Source organism: Peribacillus frigoritolerans (assembly GCF_001636405.1).
In the GTDB taxonomy this organism is placed as follows: domain Bacteria; phylum Bacillota; class Bacilli; order Bacillales; family DSM-1321; genus Peribacillus; species Peribacillus frigoritolerans.
The window spans coordinates 65415-83090 of the sequence record NZ_KV440950.1 but is presented as its reverse complement, the minus strand read 5'-3'; the positions used below and the strand labels follow the sequence as shown (position 1 = coordinate 83090).

Genomic DNA, 17676 nt, shown 5'->3' with positions numbered 1-17676 from the left:
GAAATACCTTCTTATTATCTAGTTTTGAAGGAACAACGTTCCTTTTATGTTTGGTGGCGATAGCGAAGAGGTCACACCCGTTCCCATTCCGAACACGGCAGTTAAGCTCTTCAGCGCCGATGGTAGTTGGGGGTTTCCCCCTGTGAGAGTAGGACGCCGCCAAGCTGTTCATTTAAATCTTTAATGGGTTTTAGGAAACATTATATTATTCCGCAGTAGCTCAGTGGTAGAGCATTCGGCTGTTAACCGAACGGTCGTAGGTTCGAGTCCTACCTGCGGAGCCATATGCTTCCATAGCTCAGTAGGTAGAGCACTTCCATGGTAAGGAAGAGGTCAGCGGTTCGAATCCGCTTGGGAGCTTCCCAATCTATCTATGAACAAAAAAACAGTTCGGCCCGTTGGTCAAGCGGTTAAGACACCGCCCTTTCACGGCGGTAACACGGGTTCGAATCCCGTACGGGTCACCATTTTAAATCATTAATCCGGAGGATTAGCTCAGCTGGGAGAGCATCTGCCTTACAAGCAGAGGGTCGGCGGTTCGATCCCGTCATCCTCCACCATTTTATTCTTTACTTGCCGGTGTAGCTCAACTGGTAGAGCAACTGACTTGTAATCAGTAGGTTGGGGGTTCAAGTCCTCTTGCCGGCACCATTTACAACCATATATTGCGGAGGGGTAGCGAAGTGGCTAAACGCGGCGGACTGTAAATCCGCTCCTTCGGGTTCGGCAGTTCGAATCTGCCCCCCTCCACCATTTAAATAAAATCCTGTGGATCAGTTATATATTCTCTGTATTGGGGAAATATATGATTACCACCTTTTTATTTTGTTGTACATTAATCATTGCATATCATATATTGGGCTATAGCCAAGCGGTAAGGCAACGGATTTTGATTCCGTCATGCGAAGGTTCGATCCCTTCTAGCCCAGCCATTTGCGGAAGTAGTTCAGTGGTAGAATACAACCTTGCCAAGGTTGGGGTCGCGGGTTCGAATCCCGTCTTCCGCTTAATATATTTTAAATTCCTTAGGGGCCTTAGCTCAGCTGGGAGAGCGCCTGCCTTGCACGCAGGAGGTCAGCGGTTCGATCCCGCTAGGCTCCACCATCAACTACATACACCAAAACTTACGTCTTAAGCCAAAAATGGTTTAAGACTTTTTTTGTTTATGGCATAGTTGGGTAAACTAATCCCCAGAAAGATATTTTTTCACAAAAAACATATGTTATCGGAAAACGTGCATCTTTATACATGGAAATGGCGAGTTGAACCAATTGGCATATACGATATAAAATGGTGGAAAGGGGGAATTATATGTCTATTCAGAAAATTTCCGTCATCGGATTGCCTATGGACCTTGGTCAAGCAAGGCGAGGGGTGGATATGGGACCTAGTGCCATCCGCTGCGCAGAGATTGTCGAGCGTCTTGAAAAGTTGAATATAGAAGTAGAGGATTTAGGGGATATAATTGTAGGGCGTCCTGAAAATGCAGATGAGCCCGGGACAAATTTAAAAAACTTACACCTTGTAGCAAAAGGTAACACCCAGTTAGCTACAAGAGTTGATGAAATAATAGAAGAAGGTTCCTTTCCGCTTGTATTGGGAGGGGACCATTCAATAGCGATAGGCACACTGGCAGGAGTCGCAAAGCACTATGAGAATCTAGGTGTGATTTGGTACGATGCACATGGCGATTTAAATACGGAAGATACTTCACCATCAGGAAATATACACGGGATGCCCTTGGCTGTCAGTATTGGGATTGGCCATCCGGACCTGATCAATATACATGGTTTTGCTCCAAAAGTGAAACCGGAAAACATCGTAATCATTGGAGCGAGGTCATTGGATGAAGGGGAAAAGGAACTTATCCGTGAGAAAGGGATTAAAATATTCACGATGCATGAGATCGACCGGTTGGGAATGACACGGGTCATGGAAGAATGCATTGATTATTTAAGGGAAAGAACGGATGGCGTCCACCTTTCACTGGATTTGGATGGAGTGGACCCAGCAGATGCACCCGGAGTCGGGACCCCGGTGATTGGTGGTATAAGTTATCGGGAAAGTCATTTGGCCATGGAAATGCTTGCGGAATCCAACTTGATTACATCTGCTGAATTCGTTGAAGTGAATCCCATTTTAGATGAGCGAAATAAAACGGCAATCGTTGCCGTGGCCTTAATGGGTTCGCTATTTGGAGAAAAGTTATTATAACTAATAATTAAAAGAAACAGTAACCGGCTTGTAATGGGTTACTGTTTTTTATATGCTAGAAGACGTAGGTTTATTTACCAGGGTGTATGTAACAGAAACATATCTATAGATAAATGGTTGCAATTTCCTATCCATATTCACTTGAGAGCACGTCTGTCCATGAGATCTCCGTTTTTAGTTAAATGGATGTATTGAATGATTAAAGAATCCAGTTTGCTGCTAACTTCAATAACTTCATTATCCACCATGGAAGAACGGGAAGCCAAGAACATCATTTTCTGTCTGCATTGTTCAATATGGTCTAAAATTTGTTCAGTACTCATATAGAGAATCACTCCTTTGGATTTTACAATTTCTTACTATATAGCCCTGTTTTTTTTTTCTTAAACATAAAATGTAAAACTTTGTTAAAATTAATGTATTAAATTTTTGAAACCTTTCAGCTTACGATTCGTAGTAATCGTATAGCCGCATGAGCGGGGGTAATACCGGAAAATGGATGCACTCATTAAAGAGAGAATTAATCAAGTATTAAAAGGAGACCATAATGCCTTTGGGGAAATTGTCGAAATTTACAAGGACAAAGTTTTCCAAATATGTTTCAGGATGCTCGGAAACAGGCAAGAAGCAGAAGATTTGGCTCAAGAGGCCTTTGTAAGGGCCTACGTGAACATTCGAAGTTTCAATATAACAATGAAATTTTCTACATGGTTATATCGGATTGCGACCAATCTTTGTATTGACCGGCTTCGCAAGAAAAAACCAGACTACTATCTGGATGCAGAGGTGGCAGGAACAGAGGGATTGAATATGTATTCCCAAATTGCATCGGATATGGCGAAACCCGAGGAAGAGGTTGAATCATTAGAACTGCAGGAAACCATTCAAGTGGAAATAATGAAATTGCCCGAGAAATACCGATCGGTAATCGTATTGAAGTATATTGAAGAATTATCTCTAAAGGAAATCAGTGAGATACTCGATTTGCCGGTCGGTACGGTTAAGACGAGGATACATCGCGGTCGCGAAGCCTTGCGTAAACAACTACGCCATTTATAAAAAGAAGGTGAGAAAAATGAACTGCCATGAGGAAATCATTGAATATATGCATGATTATTTAGATGAGGACATCAAACCGGAGCATAAAGAAATTTTACGGGAGCACTTGCATGACTGTGCTGAATGCCGGGATTACTTTCATGAAATGAAAAAGGCGGTCGCTCTTGTACAAAGCACTTCCCATATAAAGGCCCCGGATGATTTTACAGCGAAGGTTATGGCTCAATTGCCAAAGGAAACGAAAACAACAGGTGCCAAACGTTGGTTCAAAAGCCATCCTTTCATGACAGCGGCAGCGATGTTCATCATATTGATGACAGGATCTGTTTTTTCCACTTATAATCAGGACGAACATTTTTCAGTTTCAAAGCAGCCTAACTTAGTGGTCGAAGGTGAAACGGTTATTGTGCCTGAGGGTGAGACAATCAAGGGAAATGTGGTAGTTCAAAATGGTAATATTCAAATAGATGGTGAAGTAGAGGGAGATGTGACAGTCATAAATGGGCATAAGTATATGTCTAAAGCAGGTAATGTGACCGGAAGCATCCATGTTATTGACCAAGCTTTTGAGTGGATGTGGTATAAAGTGAAGGACACTGCAGCCTCGTTGGTTCCTGCCAAAGAGGAGAAAAAGGAATAAGGAAAAGAAGCTGGGCAGGGGCATCGTTTTTGATTTACGATGACTTCGCCCAGCTTTATTTTTTAAACGAAGGGGAACCATTTTTAATGGTTCTTTTTTTCTGTGTAAATTTCTCACACTAGTTTTTAGATGAATCATTTAAAAAATGGTATACTATTAAGGTTATTGTAAATAAAGATTGTATTGGTATTTGGAGTAATACTGACTGGAGGAAACAACATGTCTTTAACCAATTTGACTGTTTGGGACTATGTAGTAAATTTCATTGATATTCTCCTTGTATGGTTTGTGATATATAAATTGTTAACTATTATTCGAGGCACGAAGGCTATTCAGCTGCTAAAAGGAATTTTTGTAATTGTCATTGTAAAAAGCTTAAGCAACCTGTTTGGTTTCAATACACTCGGATGGTTAATGGCACAAGTCATGAATTGGGGAGTATTGGCCATTCTCGTCATTTTTCAACCTGAACTGAGAAGGGCACTTGAACAATTAGGACGCGGGAAGCTCTTTGCAAGGGGCACCGTTCCAGAAGAGAATCAGCAAGAGCGTTTAGTCGAGGAAATCCTAAAGGCGTCCACCTATATGGCAAAAAGGCGGATTGGTGCCTTGATTACGATAGAAAAAGGTACGGAGCTGGGGGATTATGTTGAAACGGGGATACCCCTGAAATCCTATATTTCTTCAGAACTGCTCATTAATATCTTCATCCCTAATACGCCGCTCCATGATGGTGCAGTTATTTTACAAAATAACCAGGTGGCAGCTGCCGCTTGCTATTTGCCATTATCAGAGAGTCCATTCATATCAAAGGAACTTGGCACACGGCATAGGGCAGCCATAGGCATGAGTGAAGTTACGGATAGTCTGACGATTGTCGTATCAGAAGAAACGGGAGGAATATCCGTCACTAAAAACGGGGAACTTTACCGGGATTTGAATCAAGAATCATTTAGGGCCATGCTTACAAGTGAACTGGTAGTGGAAAATATCAAATCAACTTCCTCAAGCATCTTTAACTGGAGGGGGAAAAAGAATGGATAAATTCACCAATAGCGCTTGGTTTATGAGAATCGTAGCTTTTGCCTTGGCAGCACTTTTGTTCATTTCCATTAACTTTGAGATGGAGTCGGATAAAAAATCCCTTGGTTTATCGACTGCCCCTGAAATCAGTACGGAGACCATCGAAAATGTACCGGTTGAAGTGTACTATGACCGTGAGAATCTAGTGGTGAGCGGGGTGCCTGAAACAGTTGATGTTACTCTAAAGGGAGCAAAAAGCCTATTGATTAATGCGAAAAACCAAAGGGATTTTAAAGTGTATGTAGACCTTTCTGATCCTGCAATCTCAATGGGGGACAGAACTGTCACATTTAAAATAAGTGATTTGAATGAAAAGTTAGTGGCGACGATCGATCCGGAATATGCGGAAGTCAACGTTCAGGAACGGGTGACGAAGGAATTCTCCGTTGAGGCCGAGTATAACAGCTCTTTACTTGAAGAGGGGTATACAGCCGGTCAGCCAACAGTCAGCCCGCAAACTGTTAAAATAACGGGTGCTAAAGATGCAATTGAACAAATTTCCTATGTAAAGGCAAACCTTGAAATAAGTAAGGGACTTAACGAAACGGTGAACAGCAAGGCAACCGTTAAAGCCTTGGACAGAGATTTGAATAAGCTGGATGTGACGATCGAGCCATCTTCTGTTGCCGTTTCCTTAAAAGTGAGCATTCCTTCTAAGACGGTGTCGATAGCACCGAAGCAAACCGGCAAGGCAAAGGATGGAATCAGGATCACGAGTATAAGTGTCGATCCAAAAGAGGTCACCTTATTTGGTTCGGAAACGAGCCTGGAGAAAATAGATGAAATAAATCTTCCTGTAAATATCTCGAAAATTGATGGTGATACAGAACTGGAACTCGATCTTAATAAACCGGATAGTGTACAAAAAATGTCCTTGGGTAAGGCGCAGGTCAAGATTCGTACAGAAAAAGTTGATGTAGATGAAGAGAATGCAGAGCCAGTCGTGGAAGAGGAAGAACCAGAAACCGAACAAAAACAAGAAGAACAAGTAGTCGAAGAAAAACCAGAACCAGAAGAAGAAGATGAACCGGCTGCCATTGAGTCCAAAACTTTCAACAATATACAAATAGTTCCTGTGGGCATACGGGATGACCAAGATGCCGAATTGGAATCCGATGTAACCAGCATCACTTTGCTTGGTGAGGCGGATGATTTGAAGAAAATAACTAAAGACGACATTAATCTTACAGTAGATGTGAGTAATTTAGATGAAGGTACGCATGATGTGGATCTGGCGGTAACAGTGCCTGAGGGAGTGGAATGGGAACTGGATTCTAAAACGGTTTCGGTCACCATCACACAAAAAGAAGAAGAGACATGACCTTCCTTTAACATCATCATTAAATTCAGTAACGATTCGAAGAAGGAGCGATAAAGATGGGTAAATATTTTGGAACAGACGGAGTAAGGGGTATAGCGAATAGCGAGTTAACACCGGAGTTGGCATTTAAACTAGGCCGTTTTGGTGGCTACGTTCTTACTAGAAATACAGAAAAACCCAAAGTGCTTATAGGGCGCGATACTCGTATTTCAGGTGAAATGCTGGAAGGTGCGCTTGTTGCAGGTCTTTTATCCATAGGGGCTGAGGTGATGCGCCTGGGTGTCATTTCGACACCGGGAGTAGCCTATTTAACAAAGGCCTTAAGTGCTGAAGCAGGTGTCATGATTTCCGCTTCGCATAATCCGGTAGCGGATAATGGCATTAAATTCTTTGGACCGGATGGGTTTAAGTTATCCGATGATCAAGAAGCGGAAATTGAAGCACTATTAGATAAGGAAAAGGATGAGCTTCCACGCCCGGTTGGCGGAGATTTAGGCCATTTGAACGATTATTTCGAAGGAGGGCAAAAGTATCTCCAGTATTTGAAACAATCAGTGGATGAAGATTTTACAGGCATTCATGTTGCTCTTGATTGTGCACATGGGGCTACATCTGCCTTGGCCATGCATTTGTTTGCAGATCTTGATGCAGACATCTCTACAATGGGGGCATCGCCCAATGGCTTGAACATTAATGATAAGGTAGGTTCCACCCACCCAGAGGCACTTGCTGAATTCTTAAAAGAAAAAGGTGCGGATGTCGGGCTTGCGTTTGATGGCGACGGAGACCGCGTCATTGCAATAGATGAAAAAGGAAATATAGTGGACGGCGACCAAATCATGTATATCTGTGCGAAATACTTGAAGGATAATAACCGTCTGAAACAGGGAACAGTGGTTTCTACGATCATGAGTAACCTTGGTTTTTATAAAGGTCTTGAAGAGCATGGTATACAAAGCGCCCAGACGGCAGTGGGGGATCGCTATGTGGTCGAGGAGATGCGTAAAGGCGGCTATAACCTTGGCGGAGAGCAATCCGGACATATCATCTTCCTGGACTATAACACGACAGGAGATGGCTTATTGACGGGCTTGCAGCTTGTGAACATCATGAGCGACACCCAAAAAACCTTATCCGAGCTCGCTGGCGAGATGAAGAAATATCCACAAACGTTGATCAATGTCAGAGTTACCGATAAACACGCTGTAACAGATAATGAAAAGGTACAGGAAGTCATCAAGGCAGTCGAAGGGGAAATGAACGGAAACGGCCGCATTTTGGTGAGACCATCCGGTACTGAACCTCTGGTCCGTGTTATGGCTGAAGCACCGACAGCTGAGGAATGCACTAATTATGTAGATCGCATCGTCGCAGTTGTAAGAGCGGAAATGGGAATGAACGAATAACTAATTCTATGCATAAAAGGAACGAAATTTCCTTTTATGCATATTTTTATAAAGAAGTCTTTTTTGTTGGTAAAGGTAATTAAGAATTGACCTATGTCCCTTGTTTAAGGTATGATTATCCTGATTTACAACTCATTTTCTAAAAATGGTTGTTTTAAAAAGGAGGGTAGGCAAGGAGAGAATGGATTCACAAAAGCGCCTGAACTAAGTCTGGACGAGAAATGACTTAGTTGACGAGGAGGAGGTTTATCGAATGATCGGCGGATACCTCCCGGCTGAAGTGCACAGCCGCAGTAATTCCAATCTTAAAACAGTAGGGCAACTTACTGCACAAAGGGTCGGAAATGCACAATGGGAAAAAGTGCTTTAGGGCATTTCCTTTATAAAAATATATATCAGAGATGAGGGGGCAGGGATGCCCCCGTGCATTCCTGTTCCCTCGAATCGGTTGGAGGAACAGAAATTATGTGTGGAATTGTTGGATATATTGGACTTAACGATGCAAAGGAAATTTTATTAAAAGGTCTTGAAAAACTTGAATACCGCGGTTATGACTCTTCAGGGATTGCTGTGAGAAATGAAGCAGGAGTGACAATCTTTAAGGAAAAGGGAAGAATAGCGGACTTACGAGCAGCCGTGGATGAAAATACTATGGCGCATACCGGAATAGGACATACGCGCTGGGCTACACATGGTGTGCCAAGCCGTGAAAATGCCCATCCTCACCAAAGTAATTCAGGTCGATTGACTTTAGTTCATAATGGTGTCATTGAAAACTATGCGATTCTAAAACGTGAATATTTGAAGGATGTTGCCTTTAAAAGTGAAACGGATACGGAAGTTATCGTTCAACTCATAGAGAAGTTCGTGAACGAGGGCATGGAAGTGGAAGAGGCGTTCCGTCAAACACTCACTCTATTAGAGGGTTCATATGCCATTGCCCTATTGGATGCTGAAAATGATGAAACCATCTTAGTCGCCAAAAATAAAAGCCCGCTGCTGATCGGTGTCGGAAAAGACTTTAACGTTGTCGCTTCGGATGCAATGGCGATGCTGCAAGTCACAGATCAATTCCTTGAACTGATGGATAAGGAAATGGTTATCGTGACAAATGAAAAGGTAACGATCAAGAACCTTTCCAACGAAGAAGTTATGCGTGCTCCTTACACGGCTGAACTGGATGCAAGTGATATTGAAAAAGGTACGTATCCTCACTATATGCTCAAGGAAGTCGACGAGCAGCCAGCTGTAATACGTAAAATCATTCAAGCATACCAAAATGAAGAAGGTAAACTTGCAATCGACTATAACATTACTGAAGCCGTAAGTGAGGCTGACCGTATTTATATCATCGCTTGCGGAACCAGCTATCATGCAGGGTTGATTGGTAAGCAATTCATCGAAAAAATGACTGAAATTCCGGTTGAGGTCCATGTGGCATCGGAATTCACTTACAATATGCCGTTATTATCGAAAAAACCGCTATTCATCTTCATTTCACAAAGTGGTGAAACTGCAGATAGCCGTGCCGTGTTAGTGTCCATCAAAGCGCTTGGTCATAAAGCCCTGACCATCACGAACGTACCTGGCTCTACATTGTCACGTGAAGCGGATTATACGCTCTTGCTGCATGCTGGTCCTGAAATTGCCGTAGCCTCTACAAAGGCCTACACAGCCCAAGTGGCAGTCTTATCCATCTTGGCGAATGTAACTGGCCAATTCCGTAACATGGAGTACGGTTTCGACCTTGTGAAAGAGCTTGGAATCGTTGCGACGGCTATGGAAGCACTATGTGATTCGAAAGAAGAGATGGAAGACATCGCCCGAGAATATTTGTCCGTTACGAGAAACTGCTTCTTCATCGGCCGTTCCCTTGACTACTATGTTGTACTTGAAGGGGCACTTAAGCTGAAGGAGATTTCTTACATCCAGGCGGAAGGCTTTGCTGGCGGAGAGCTTAAACATGGAACGATTGCCTTGATTGAAGAAGGTACACCTGTCATAGCCCTTGCTACTCAAGCAGGCGTCAACTTAAGCATCCGTGGTAATGTGAAGGAAGTGGTTGCCCGTGGCGCCAACCCTTGCATCATTTCCATGAAGGGTCTGGAAGAAGAGGATGACCGTTTCGTCATCCCGGAAGTGAATGAACTATTAACACCCCTTATCTCTGTTATCCCGCTGCAGCTCATTGCCTACTACGCAGCCTTGCACCGCGAATGTGACGTGGATAAACCGCGTAATCTCGCGAAAAGTGTAACGGTTGAGTAAGTTGGAATGAATGCAATGTAGATTATAAAAAGTTGCGAAGCTTTACCCCTTTGGCTATGATTAGCCAAAGGGGTATTTTTTATGTTTAAAACAACGAGAACCTCTCAAGTTGACAAGTGGATTAGAAGACCGAGGTAATATGAATCGGTGTGCAGTGTAATATAATCTATCAAATCCATCAGTAGGTAGTCATGGCAACGATTAGAGCAATGTTAATGACCTTCCTATGGTGTGCATTGTTGAAAATGATGTCTTCATAAAATTTTTAAATTTAGGAGAGAATAGCATGGAAGTCTTTGCAGAGTTTTTAACGAATATTGATAACCCGCAACATAGGGAACGAACGGAAGAAGTCCTGGCTTGGGTAACTAAGAAATTTCCACATCTAAAGCCGAAGATTGCGTGGAATCAGCCTATGTTTACCGATCATGACACATATATTATTGGCTTTAGCGTAGCCAAACATCATTTGGCTGTTGCCCCTGAAAAGGCAGGGATCGATCATTTCTCTGATGAAATCGTGCAGGCTGGCTATGATCATACCAAGCAGTTGGTACGTATCAAGTGGGACAGTCCGGTTGATTACTCATTACTTGAGAAAATGATAGAGTATAATATTTTTGATAAGGCAGACTGTTCAACTTTTTGGCGGAAATAAAAAAATGATTATTAAGGGTGAAAACCAATAAAAAACAGCTGCCATTGCAGCTGTTTTTTATTACCTATGATTTAAAATGAATTTTTAAAATTACAAAACCCTCACGAAATAGGAAGCAGAATGGTGAAGGTCGTTCCCTTTTCGGGTTCGCTTTTCACGGATATGGTCCCTTCATGCATCTCTATAATCTTTTTCACGATGGATAGTCCTAAACCGCTGCCGCTTTTTGAGCGTTCCCTTGCCAGGTCGGCTTTATAGAATCGCTCGAATATATGGAATTGGTCGGTTTCGGAAATGCCGATTCCATTGTCGGATATCGTTATGGATGCCAGGTCATCAATCTGTTGTAATCGAATCGTGATCTTTCCGCGATGGCGGGTGAATTTGATGCTATTGTGCATTATATTTGTCCATACTTGGCTCATCAAATCCTGGTCTGCCACTATTGGAATCTTTTCCAAGGTTATATCCAATTCGAGTTCTTTGTCCGACCAAGCGGGTTCACAAGCCAAAATAATGGTCCGTATTTGCTGATCCAGCCGGAAATCTGTCCTTTCAAAAGGATGGTGCTCGGATTCAAGGGATGTAAGCTTTAGAAGGTTATCACTTAATTTGGATAATCTCCTGCTCTCTGTCTCTATTATATGAAGATAATGATTTCGTTCTTCGATTGTCAGCTTATTAAATTGAAGTGCTTGGGCAAATCCTACAATGGAGGTAAGGGGCGACTGTATTTCATGTGAGACGTTAGAGATGAACTCCTGCCGCATTTCTTCCATTTGCTTCAATTGTTTGGCCATGTGATTGAAGTGGTTAATGATATCGGTCATTTCGTTTCTCTTGTCCATATTAAAATCCAGTTGTACATTATAATCGCCATTTGCTATTTTCCTTAAGGCATCTATGATCTCGAGGTAAATATTTACCCGTTTATTATGATGGACAGCATGGATAAGGTGACCAATTACTATCATGATTGCGATGCTTGTCACGATTGTAGCCAGATACCGAACATAATCGGTTAACCTTAAGGGCAAAAGCTCAATGATATAGTACCCTGCGGAAAAGGAAATTGAAATAAACGTTACAAAAAACAGCATGCCAAGCATTTGTTTGAAAAATCGATTGCCTCTCATCTCGTTATCTCCAAACGGTAGCCCAATCCCCAGATCGTTTTAATCCGGAAGGGGAATTCCGATTCAGGAAACCGTTCCCTCACCCTTTTTATATGAACATCGACAGTTCGTTCATCACCTTCATAATCATAGCCCCAAATGTCTTCGATAAGATCTTCCCTGGAAAAAGTTTTTCCAGGATAGCTTGCTAATTTAAACAGCAATTCGAATTCTTTTAATGGAATCGTATATTCCTGTTCTTTGAATGACATTTCATGCGTGTTACGATTCATCTTTAATTCGCCGATATTTAATGTTTGTGAAATAGTGATTTTATACCGTTTTAATAATGCCTTTATTCTAAGAACCAATTCGATCGGTTCAAATGGCTTTACAAGATAATCATCTGCCCCAAGCCCGAATCCTTTTACTTTTTGTGTTGTTTCCCCTTTTGCAGTCAGCATTAAAATGGGGATATCACTAAATTCCCGTAACTCTTTGCATAATTGCCATCCATCCATGTTAGGCATCATAATATCGATGACTGCCAAATCGATTTTCACTTTTTCCATTACTTTCAATGCTTGCATTCCATCTGACGCTTCATATAGATCAAAGCCTTCTTTTCTTAACAACAGGTTTATAAGTTCGCGAATATGTGCATCATCATCGACTATCAATATTTTTGTCATCCTTCTTCTTTCCTTTCGGCGAATTAGGCCAGTTCAAGCTTGTGCAACTGCTGTTCAGCAAATTCGTGATATAATGAGTGCGTATTATATAGCTCTTTATGTGTTCCGCTGCCTGTTATTTTCCCTTTTTCAAGGAAGATGATTTGATCCGAACCGATAACGGTCGATAGGCGGTGGGCGATGACTATTGTTGTTCTTCCTTTCATTAAATGATTTAATGCCTGTTGAACCACTTTTTCTGATTTGCTGTCCAGGCTGGAGGTTGCCTCATCCAGCATTAATATTTTCGGGTTTCTTAAAAATGCACGGGCGATTGCGATTCTTTGTCTTTGACCGCCTGATAATTTCATGCCCCTTTCACCGACCTCTGTATCATATCCGTTCGGAAGCTCAGAAATGAATTGATCTGCATACGCCATTTTAGCCACTTGATTTAATTCTTCATCTGTTATATCCCGATCGATGCCATAACAAATATTATCTCGAATTGTACCGGATACAATCGGGCTTTCTTGTGAAACATATCCAATCTGGCTTCTCCATGAAAGCAGTGTGAAATCATTTATGGATGTCCCGCCTATGGATATGGATCCTTCCTGTGGTTTGTAGAAACGCTCGAATAATGAAAAAAGGGTCGTTTTTCCGCTGCCGCTTGGGCCGACTATTGCAGTGACCTTACCGGCCTCAACGTTAAAGCTTATATCTTTAAGTACCTGTTCTCCATTATTGTAACTATAGTTCAGGTGATCCACGCTGATGGATTGGCTCATATTTTGAACGGGCTGCTTCGCATCTTCTTCCTCCACAGAATCCAGAATGGAAATGATGCGCTCTGTTGCACCCGTTGCTTTTTGGAATTGTGTAAAGAAACTGGCCAATTGAGCCATTGGCATGATTATTTGGAAAAGATACATGATGAATGCAACTAGAGCCCCAGCAGTCAGTGCTCCTGAAGAAACACGCATTCCCCCATAACCTAAAATCAGGACGAGTAATGCCATCATGACCAAACTCATTAGCGGCGCAATCAACGCTTGGATTTTTGCCTCTTTCAATCCGAATTGAAATAATTTCTGGATTCCTTTTTGTCCATTTTGATATTCCAAAGCTTCTGCATTAGACGCCTTAACAAGACGTATTTCCGTTAGAACCTGCTGAAGGACTGCGGTGAAGCTTGCTGTCTCGTCCTGCATCCCTTTTGATATTTTGTGCATTTTTTTCCCTAGCGGCATCAATATCAAAACAGAGAGCGGAATTGCAGTGAACATCAATAATGTCATTTTCCAATCCAGTACGAATAACACGATCATGGAACCTACGATGGAAATGATTCCTGTAACGAAATTAGAGAGATGTTCAGAGATTAATCCCTTCACTACAGTTGTATCATTTGTCATTCGGCTGACTGTTTCCCCCGATGGATGATCATCAAAATAACTCACGGGTAATACGAGTAATTTTTTCCATAGTTGATCGCGGATACCTGCCACTACGGATTGACCGATCCGATTTAATAAATAGATGGAAAATCCACTGGCCAATGCTTGAACAATGATGGCAACAACGAGAAGTGTGATTCTTTCAGCGTTTAGTGAACTGACTGAAAAATCATTGATTAGATTTTTTGTGAATAATGGGACTAATAAAGCTACACCTGTTGTGCCTAGGCTTAATGCTAATGCAATCCCTATCATTAGTTTGGAAGGCTTCGTTTGTTGAACCAATCGAATGAACTGGCGCCATCCTTTTTGTTTTTTTGCTTCTGACATATGTAAATACATCCTTTCTCGATTTTCATTACAGAAAAGTATATAAAGAAGTTATGAATTGAATATGAACGAGTCTTAGTTATTCCACGAAAATTTTGGTGAACCTTTTCAGAATGATAAATTTGCAAAAATATGGCAGACACTTAAAATAGTGTCGGCTTTTTTTCATGAAGATACAAGGAAATTAAATATTCGATGGTTAACGGTAAGGAATATGTGTAAGGATCTCAAGTTTATGACTGATAGGTAAAAAGATATAGTGATATCTTGATTTTTAATAATAAATACCTATATAAGCTAAAAACTTACCGGTTTTAACCGATTAAATATGGAGATACAAAAAACAGTATAAGTTAGGTGGAAAAAATGATTATTTTGAATGAGTCGATTGTGTCTCCAATTCTTCTAAAGGTGTTAGAGGAACAGCAAATCCCAGTATTGGAACAAGGTCAATGGGGAGACACATTAACATCAGAAAAGCTAAACATTCAAAAGGATACAGAATTTTTCAAGTCCATGGAAAAGGACAAAAGAATTCTTACAAACTCTGAAAATGGCATAACACTATTAGGGCATTTTCAACCGGATAGCAATGAATACATTTGGTCAAAGTTATTGAAGGATAAGAGCCAGTGCGAAATTTGACGAAATCTTTATATCCTGATTTCTATTTCCAAGATATCGATTTATCCATGATAAGTGAGCTGGATATAAATCAAATACCGTTTCCGGTAGTTATCAAACCCAATATTGGCTATTCCAGTGTAGGTGTGCACAAAGTCAAGAATGAACAGGATTGGGATATAGCCGTGAACCAGCTTAAAGTGGATTTACTTCATTCGGGTGGATTATATGATTCAGAAGTGGTCGGATCCCAGACCGTTTTGATAGAAGAGTGGATTCAGGGTGAAGAGTATGCCATTGATGGTTATTACAATCAAGATGGTGAACCGGTCATTTTGAATGTCTTCAAACGATTATTCAAGGATGATTACGATACTTCCGATCGAATTTATTATACTTCGAAGTTGGCCATTGATGAAATCTATCATGATGCACTGAAGTTCATGAAGAATATCCAAACGGTCCTTCCGCTTAGGAATTATCCTGTACACTTTGAAATCCGCAAAAAGGAAAACCGGGTGATACCCATCGAAATCAATCCCCTGCGTTTTGCTGGGGCGGGTACAACGGATCTAGGTTACCATGCCTATGGAATGAATATGTATGAACACTATTTTTCAGGAACGAAACCCGATTGGAACCGGATATTGGAAGAGATGGACGATCGAATATATAGCTTTTTCTTTGCAGAGGTTCCGCTTGAAATAAATCAGGAAGGTGTTGCACGTATTGATCATGATGGACTCCGTCATGAATTCGAACAAGTTTTGGAATATAGGCAGCTTCCTTTTCAAAATGACCGGAGCATGGCCATCATCTTTTATAGAAGTGAGGATTTGAATGAAAATCTCCAATTGCTTCATTTGGATTTAATACCATATTTGACTATAAAAAACCTGGTATTCAACTAAGGGGGGGCATGGAAATGAGATTTTCAAAGCTGAATCCTAAAAAATCTCTATTGGCAAAACTATTCTTGTTTTATATTATTCCTTTCGTGATTTTCGCAGGGGCCATGGGCCTTTGCTTTTCCTATATTACGAATAAAATGATCAATGAGAATGTCCTTCCGCAATTCGATAATCGCCTTTCTGAAAATGCCCACAGTTTAGCAGCGAGCCTCAATCCCACTTTGATAAACAAGGCTTCCGAACGGGGCGAAGAGATTAAGCGGAAACTGGATGCCTTTGTTGAAGATAAAAAGGGAATTGAATATGTTTATGTTTTGAAGCGGGAGAATGATGCCGACATGATTGTAGCCTTGAGCGGCAGCGATGACTATATGGTGGAATCCCCCTTCACACCGGAACAGGCAAAATCGATAAATGGAAGCGAAGACGTCTTGAGTGAAATATATAAAGATAAGTGGGGAACGCACAAGTCGTACTTTACGCCAATCGAAGGAACGGACGCGATTGTCGGAATCGATATGGATGCAAGCTTCATTGATGAATTGAAAAGCACAATGATATTCTATAATATCTTATTTCTTGCAAGTGCCGTTATATTGGGTGTGCTATGCGCCGTTGTCATCGGGAAGAAGATTTCGGGACCCGTCAATGAACTTGTTGGTTACACGAATGAAATGGCAAAAGGGGACTTAAGTAAATCGATTCCCGTTGGCAGAGAGGATGAGATTGGCGATCTGTCAAATGGATTCGAAGATATGAGATTAAGTTTGTCCCATATTATCCAGAATGTCCGTGAACACGCCCAAACGATGAATCAAACGACAGTTTCCATTCAGCAATCCTTTGAGGAGATGGTGGAATCCTATGGCCAGATAGTGACGGGGACAACGGAAGAAGCAAGGGCTTCGGAAGAACGTGCCCATCATATTGACCGGATTTCCAATATGATCAGTGACTTAACGGATACGATCCGTTTAATGAACGAGCAAACGAATGAAATGAATGAATTTACGATGCATGCAAATACACTTGCTGAGCAAGGGAGTAAACAAGTGCAAGGTGTAACGAGCCAGATGGATAAAATCATGGAAAACGGCCAAGCGAATAAAGCCAATTTGTTGAGCCTGGAAGAGGATGTAGTGAAGATAAATGAAGTGATTGGCCTAATAAGGGTGATTGCTTCCCAAACGAACCTGCTGTCCCTGAATGCGTCCATAGAAGCGGCACGGGCGGGTGATGCTGGCAGAGGTTTTGCCGTAGTCGCTCAAGAGGTGCAAAAATTGGCTGTGCAAACCGATGAATCCATCGATATCATTTCAGAATCGATCATGCGGATTAATGATCAAACAGCCAAAGTCATCCAAAATAATGATGAGAGTTTTCAGGATATACTAAATGGTGTTTCCTTAGTGGAAAACAATGGCGAGATTTTCAATAAGATATTCGAATCCGTAGAGAAATTGCTGAAAGGCACAGAACAATTGGCCGCCCATTCGAAAAAAATCAATGAGTCTTCGGATGAAAGCCTGGCATCCATACAGGAAATTGCAGCGATTTCCGAAGAAGGAGTCGCAACAACGGAGCAAATCTCGGCAGCTGCCATTCAACAAAGTACCATAATGGCTGGATTGAAGGAACAAAATGAAGATTTAGCAAAAGAATCGGCGATTTTAGAAGAAATGGTGGAAAAGTTCATTACGGAAAAATAAATATTTGATGTATACATCTACAAAGACCTTTCTTAATTTTGTTTACGGGAGGTTTTTGGAGACAAAATGGGTTCTATCTGAGTTTTTAAACATAGTTGATTGGTACGGAAGGTACGAGACTCCTGCGGGAAAGTGCGCCGAGGGAGGACCGCCCGGAGGGGAAATCAACGTTCCGTTTTACACTCCCTCAAAAAAAATGTAGAAAAT

The 17676-nt window shown here is 41.5% G+C and carries 15 protein-coding genes, 9 tRNA genes and 1 rRNA gene; 21 read left to right on the top strand and 4 right to left on the bottom strand.

Features of this window, described 5'->3' with window-relative positions; translation table 11 throughout:
• Positions 1–49: 49 nt before the first annotated feature.
• From rrf to rocF, 11 genes are all read left to right on the top strand, one after another.
• Positions 50–165, top strand: a 5S ribosomal RNA gene (gene rrf / locus A6755_RS00370).
• 44 nt (positions 166–209) lie between these two features.
• A tRNA-Asn gene (locus tag A6755_RS00365) sits at positions 210–284 on the top strand.
• A gap of 3 nt (positions 285–287) precedes the next feature.
• A tRNA-Thr gene (locus A6755_RS00360) sits at positions 288–360 on the top strand.
• Positions 361–392: 32 nt separating this feature from the next.
• Positions 393–467 (top strand) — tRNA-Glu (locus tag A6755_RS00355).
• 17 nt (positions 468–484) lie between these two features.
• Positions 485–560, top strand: a tRNA-Val gene (locus tag A6755_RS00350).
• A gap of 15 nt (positions 561–575) precedes the next feature.
• Positions 576–651, top strand: a tRNA-Thr gene (locus A6755_RS00345).
• An 18-nt stretch (positions 652–669) separates the two neighbouring features.
• A tRNA-Tyr gene (locus tag A6755_RS00340) sits at positions 670–753 on the top strand.
• Positions 754–857: 104 nt separating this feature from the next.
• Positions 858–932, top strand: a tRNA-Gln gene (locus A6755_RS00335).
• A 3-nt stretch (positions 933–935) separates the two neighbouring features.
• A tRNA-Gly gene (locus tag A6755_RS00330) sits at positions 936–1007 on the top strand.
• A 21-nt stretch (positions 1008–1028) separates the two neighbouring features.
• A tRNA-Ala gene (locus tag A6755_RS00325) sits at positions 1029–1104 on the top strand.
• A gap of 207 nt (positions 1105–1311) precedes the next feature.
• A complete protein-coding gene (gene rocF, locus A6755_RS00320; RefSeq protein WP_063589553.1) occupies positions 1312–2214 on the top strand; it encodes an arginase in 903 nt (300 codons plus the stop codon).
• Positions 2215–2351: 137 nt separating this feature from the next.
• Here rocF and A6755_RS00315 read toward each other — a convergent pair whose 3' ends face one another.
• Positions 2352–2537 (bottom strand): aspartyl-phosphate phosphatase Spo0E family protein, encoded by a 186-nt coding sequence (locus tag A6755_RS00315; protein WP_034304941.1) that lies wholly within the window; start codon positions 2535–2537, stop codon positions 2352–2354.
• A gap of 172 nt (positions 2538–2709) precedes the next feature.
• Between A6755_RS00315 and sigW the strand changes: the two genes are divergently transcribed.
• The 7 genes from sigW to A6755_RS00280 all read left to right on the top strand — a co-directional run bounded on the left by sigW (position 2710) and on the right by A6755_RS00280 (position 10649).
• The gene (gene sigW / locus A6755_RS00310) at positions 2710–3273 is read left to right on the top strand and encodes an RNA polymerase sigma factor SigW (RefSeq protein WP_048685727.1); all 564 of its coding nucleotides are present in this window, start codon (positions 2710–2712) and stop codon (positions 3271–3273) included.
• A gap of 16 nt (positions 3274–3289) precedes the next feature.
• Positions 3290–3913 (top strand): anti-sigma factor family protein, encoded by a 624-nt coding sequence (locus A6755_RS00305; RefSeq protein ID WP_063589552.1) that lies wholly within the window; start codon positions 3290–3292, stop codon positions 3911–3913.
• Between the two features lie 219 nt (positions 3914–4132).
• Positions 4133–4957 (top strand): diadenylate cyclase CdaA, encoded by an 825-nt coding sequence (cdaA, locus tag A6755_RS00300; RefSeq protein ID WP_034304935.1) that lies wholly within the window; start codon positions 4133–4135, stop codon positions 4955–4957.
• Positions 4950–6317 carry a CdaR family protein gene (locus tag A6755_RS00295; protein ID WP_063589551.1) on the top strand — a complete coding sequence of 456 codons (1368 nt, stop codon included), beginning with the start codon at positions 4950–4952 and terminating at the stop codon, positions 6315–6317. Before cdaA ends, A6755_RS00295 begins: the two co-directional genes overlap by 8 nt.
• A 56-nt stretch (positions 6318–6373) precedes the next feature.
• Positions 6374–7723, top strand: a complete 1350-nt coding sequence (gene glmM, locus A6755_RS00290) for a phosphoglucosamine mutase (protein ID WP_034304929.1) — start codon at positions 6374–6376, stop codon at positions 7721–7723.
• A 465-nt stretch (positions 7724–8188) separates the two neighbouring features.
• Entirely contained in the window at positions 8189–9991 is a 1803-nt protein-coding gene (gene glmS, locus A6755_RS00285; RefSeq protein WP_034304927.1) for a glutamine--fructose-6-phosphate transaminase (isomerizing), read from the top strand.
• Between the two features lie 286 nt (positions 9992–10277).
• Positions 10278–10649 (top strand): iron chaperone, encoded by a 372-nt coding sequence (locus A6755_RS00280; RefSeq protein ID WP_063589550.1) that lies wholly within the window; start codon positions 10278–10280, stop codon positions 10647–10649.
• A 101-nt stretch (positions 10650–10750) separates the two neighbouring features.
• On the opposite strand, the gene A6755_RS00275 is transcribed toward A6755_RS00280, so the two are convergent.
• From A6755_RS00275 to A6755_RS00265, 3 genes are read right to left on the bottom strand one after another with little or no spacing between them, the layout of a single operon-like run.
• Positions 10751–11785 (bottom strand): sensor histidine kinase, encoded by a 1035-nt coding sequence (locus A6755_RS00275; RefSeq protein WP_084737276.1) that lies wholly within the window; start codon positions 11783–11785, stop codon positions 10751–10753.
• Complete coding sequence (locus A6755_RS00270; RefSeq protein ID WP_034304920.1) at positions 11782–12456, bottom strand: response regulator transcription factor; 675 nt, start codon at positions 12454–12456, stop codon at positions 11782–11784. The genes A6755_RS00275 and A6755_RS00270 overlap by 4 nt, the downstream gene beginning before the upstream one ends.
• Before the next feature lie 23 nt (positions 12457–12479).
• A complete protein-coding gene (locus A6755_RS00265) occupies positions 12480–14237 on the bottom strand; it encodes an ABC transporter ATP-binding protein (protein ID WP_063589549.1) in 1758 nt (585 codons plus the stop codon).
• Between the two features lie 354 nt (positions 14238–14591).
• On the opposite strand from A6755_RS00265, the gene A6755_RS27410 reads away from it, so the two are divergent.
• The 3 genes from A6755_RS27410 to A6755_RS00255 are packed head-to-tail and all read left to right on the top strand — an operon-like array spanning position 14592 to position 17469.
• Complete coding sequence (locus A6755_RS27410) at positions 14592–14870, top strand: hypothetical protein (RefSeq protein ID WP_244889612.1); 279 nt, start codon at positions 14592–14594, stop codon at positions 14868–14870.
• Positions 14858–15760 (top strand): ATP-grasp domain-containing protein, encoded by a 903-nt coding sequence (locus A6755_RS00260; RefSeq protein WP_244889611.1) that lies wholly within the window; start codon positions 14858–14860, stop codon positions 15758–15760. The genes A6755_RS27410 and A6755_RS00260 overlap by 13 nt, the downstream gene beginning before the upstream one ends.
• Before the next feature lie 14 nt (positions 15761–15774).
• Positions 15775–17469 (top strand): methyl-accepting chemotaxis protein, encoded by a 1695-nt coding sequence (locus A6755_RS00255; protein WP_063589548.1) that lies wholly within the window; start codon positions 15775–15777, stop codon positions 17467–17469.
• Positions 17470–17676: the final 207 nt, after the last annotated feature.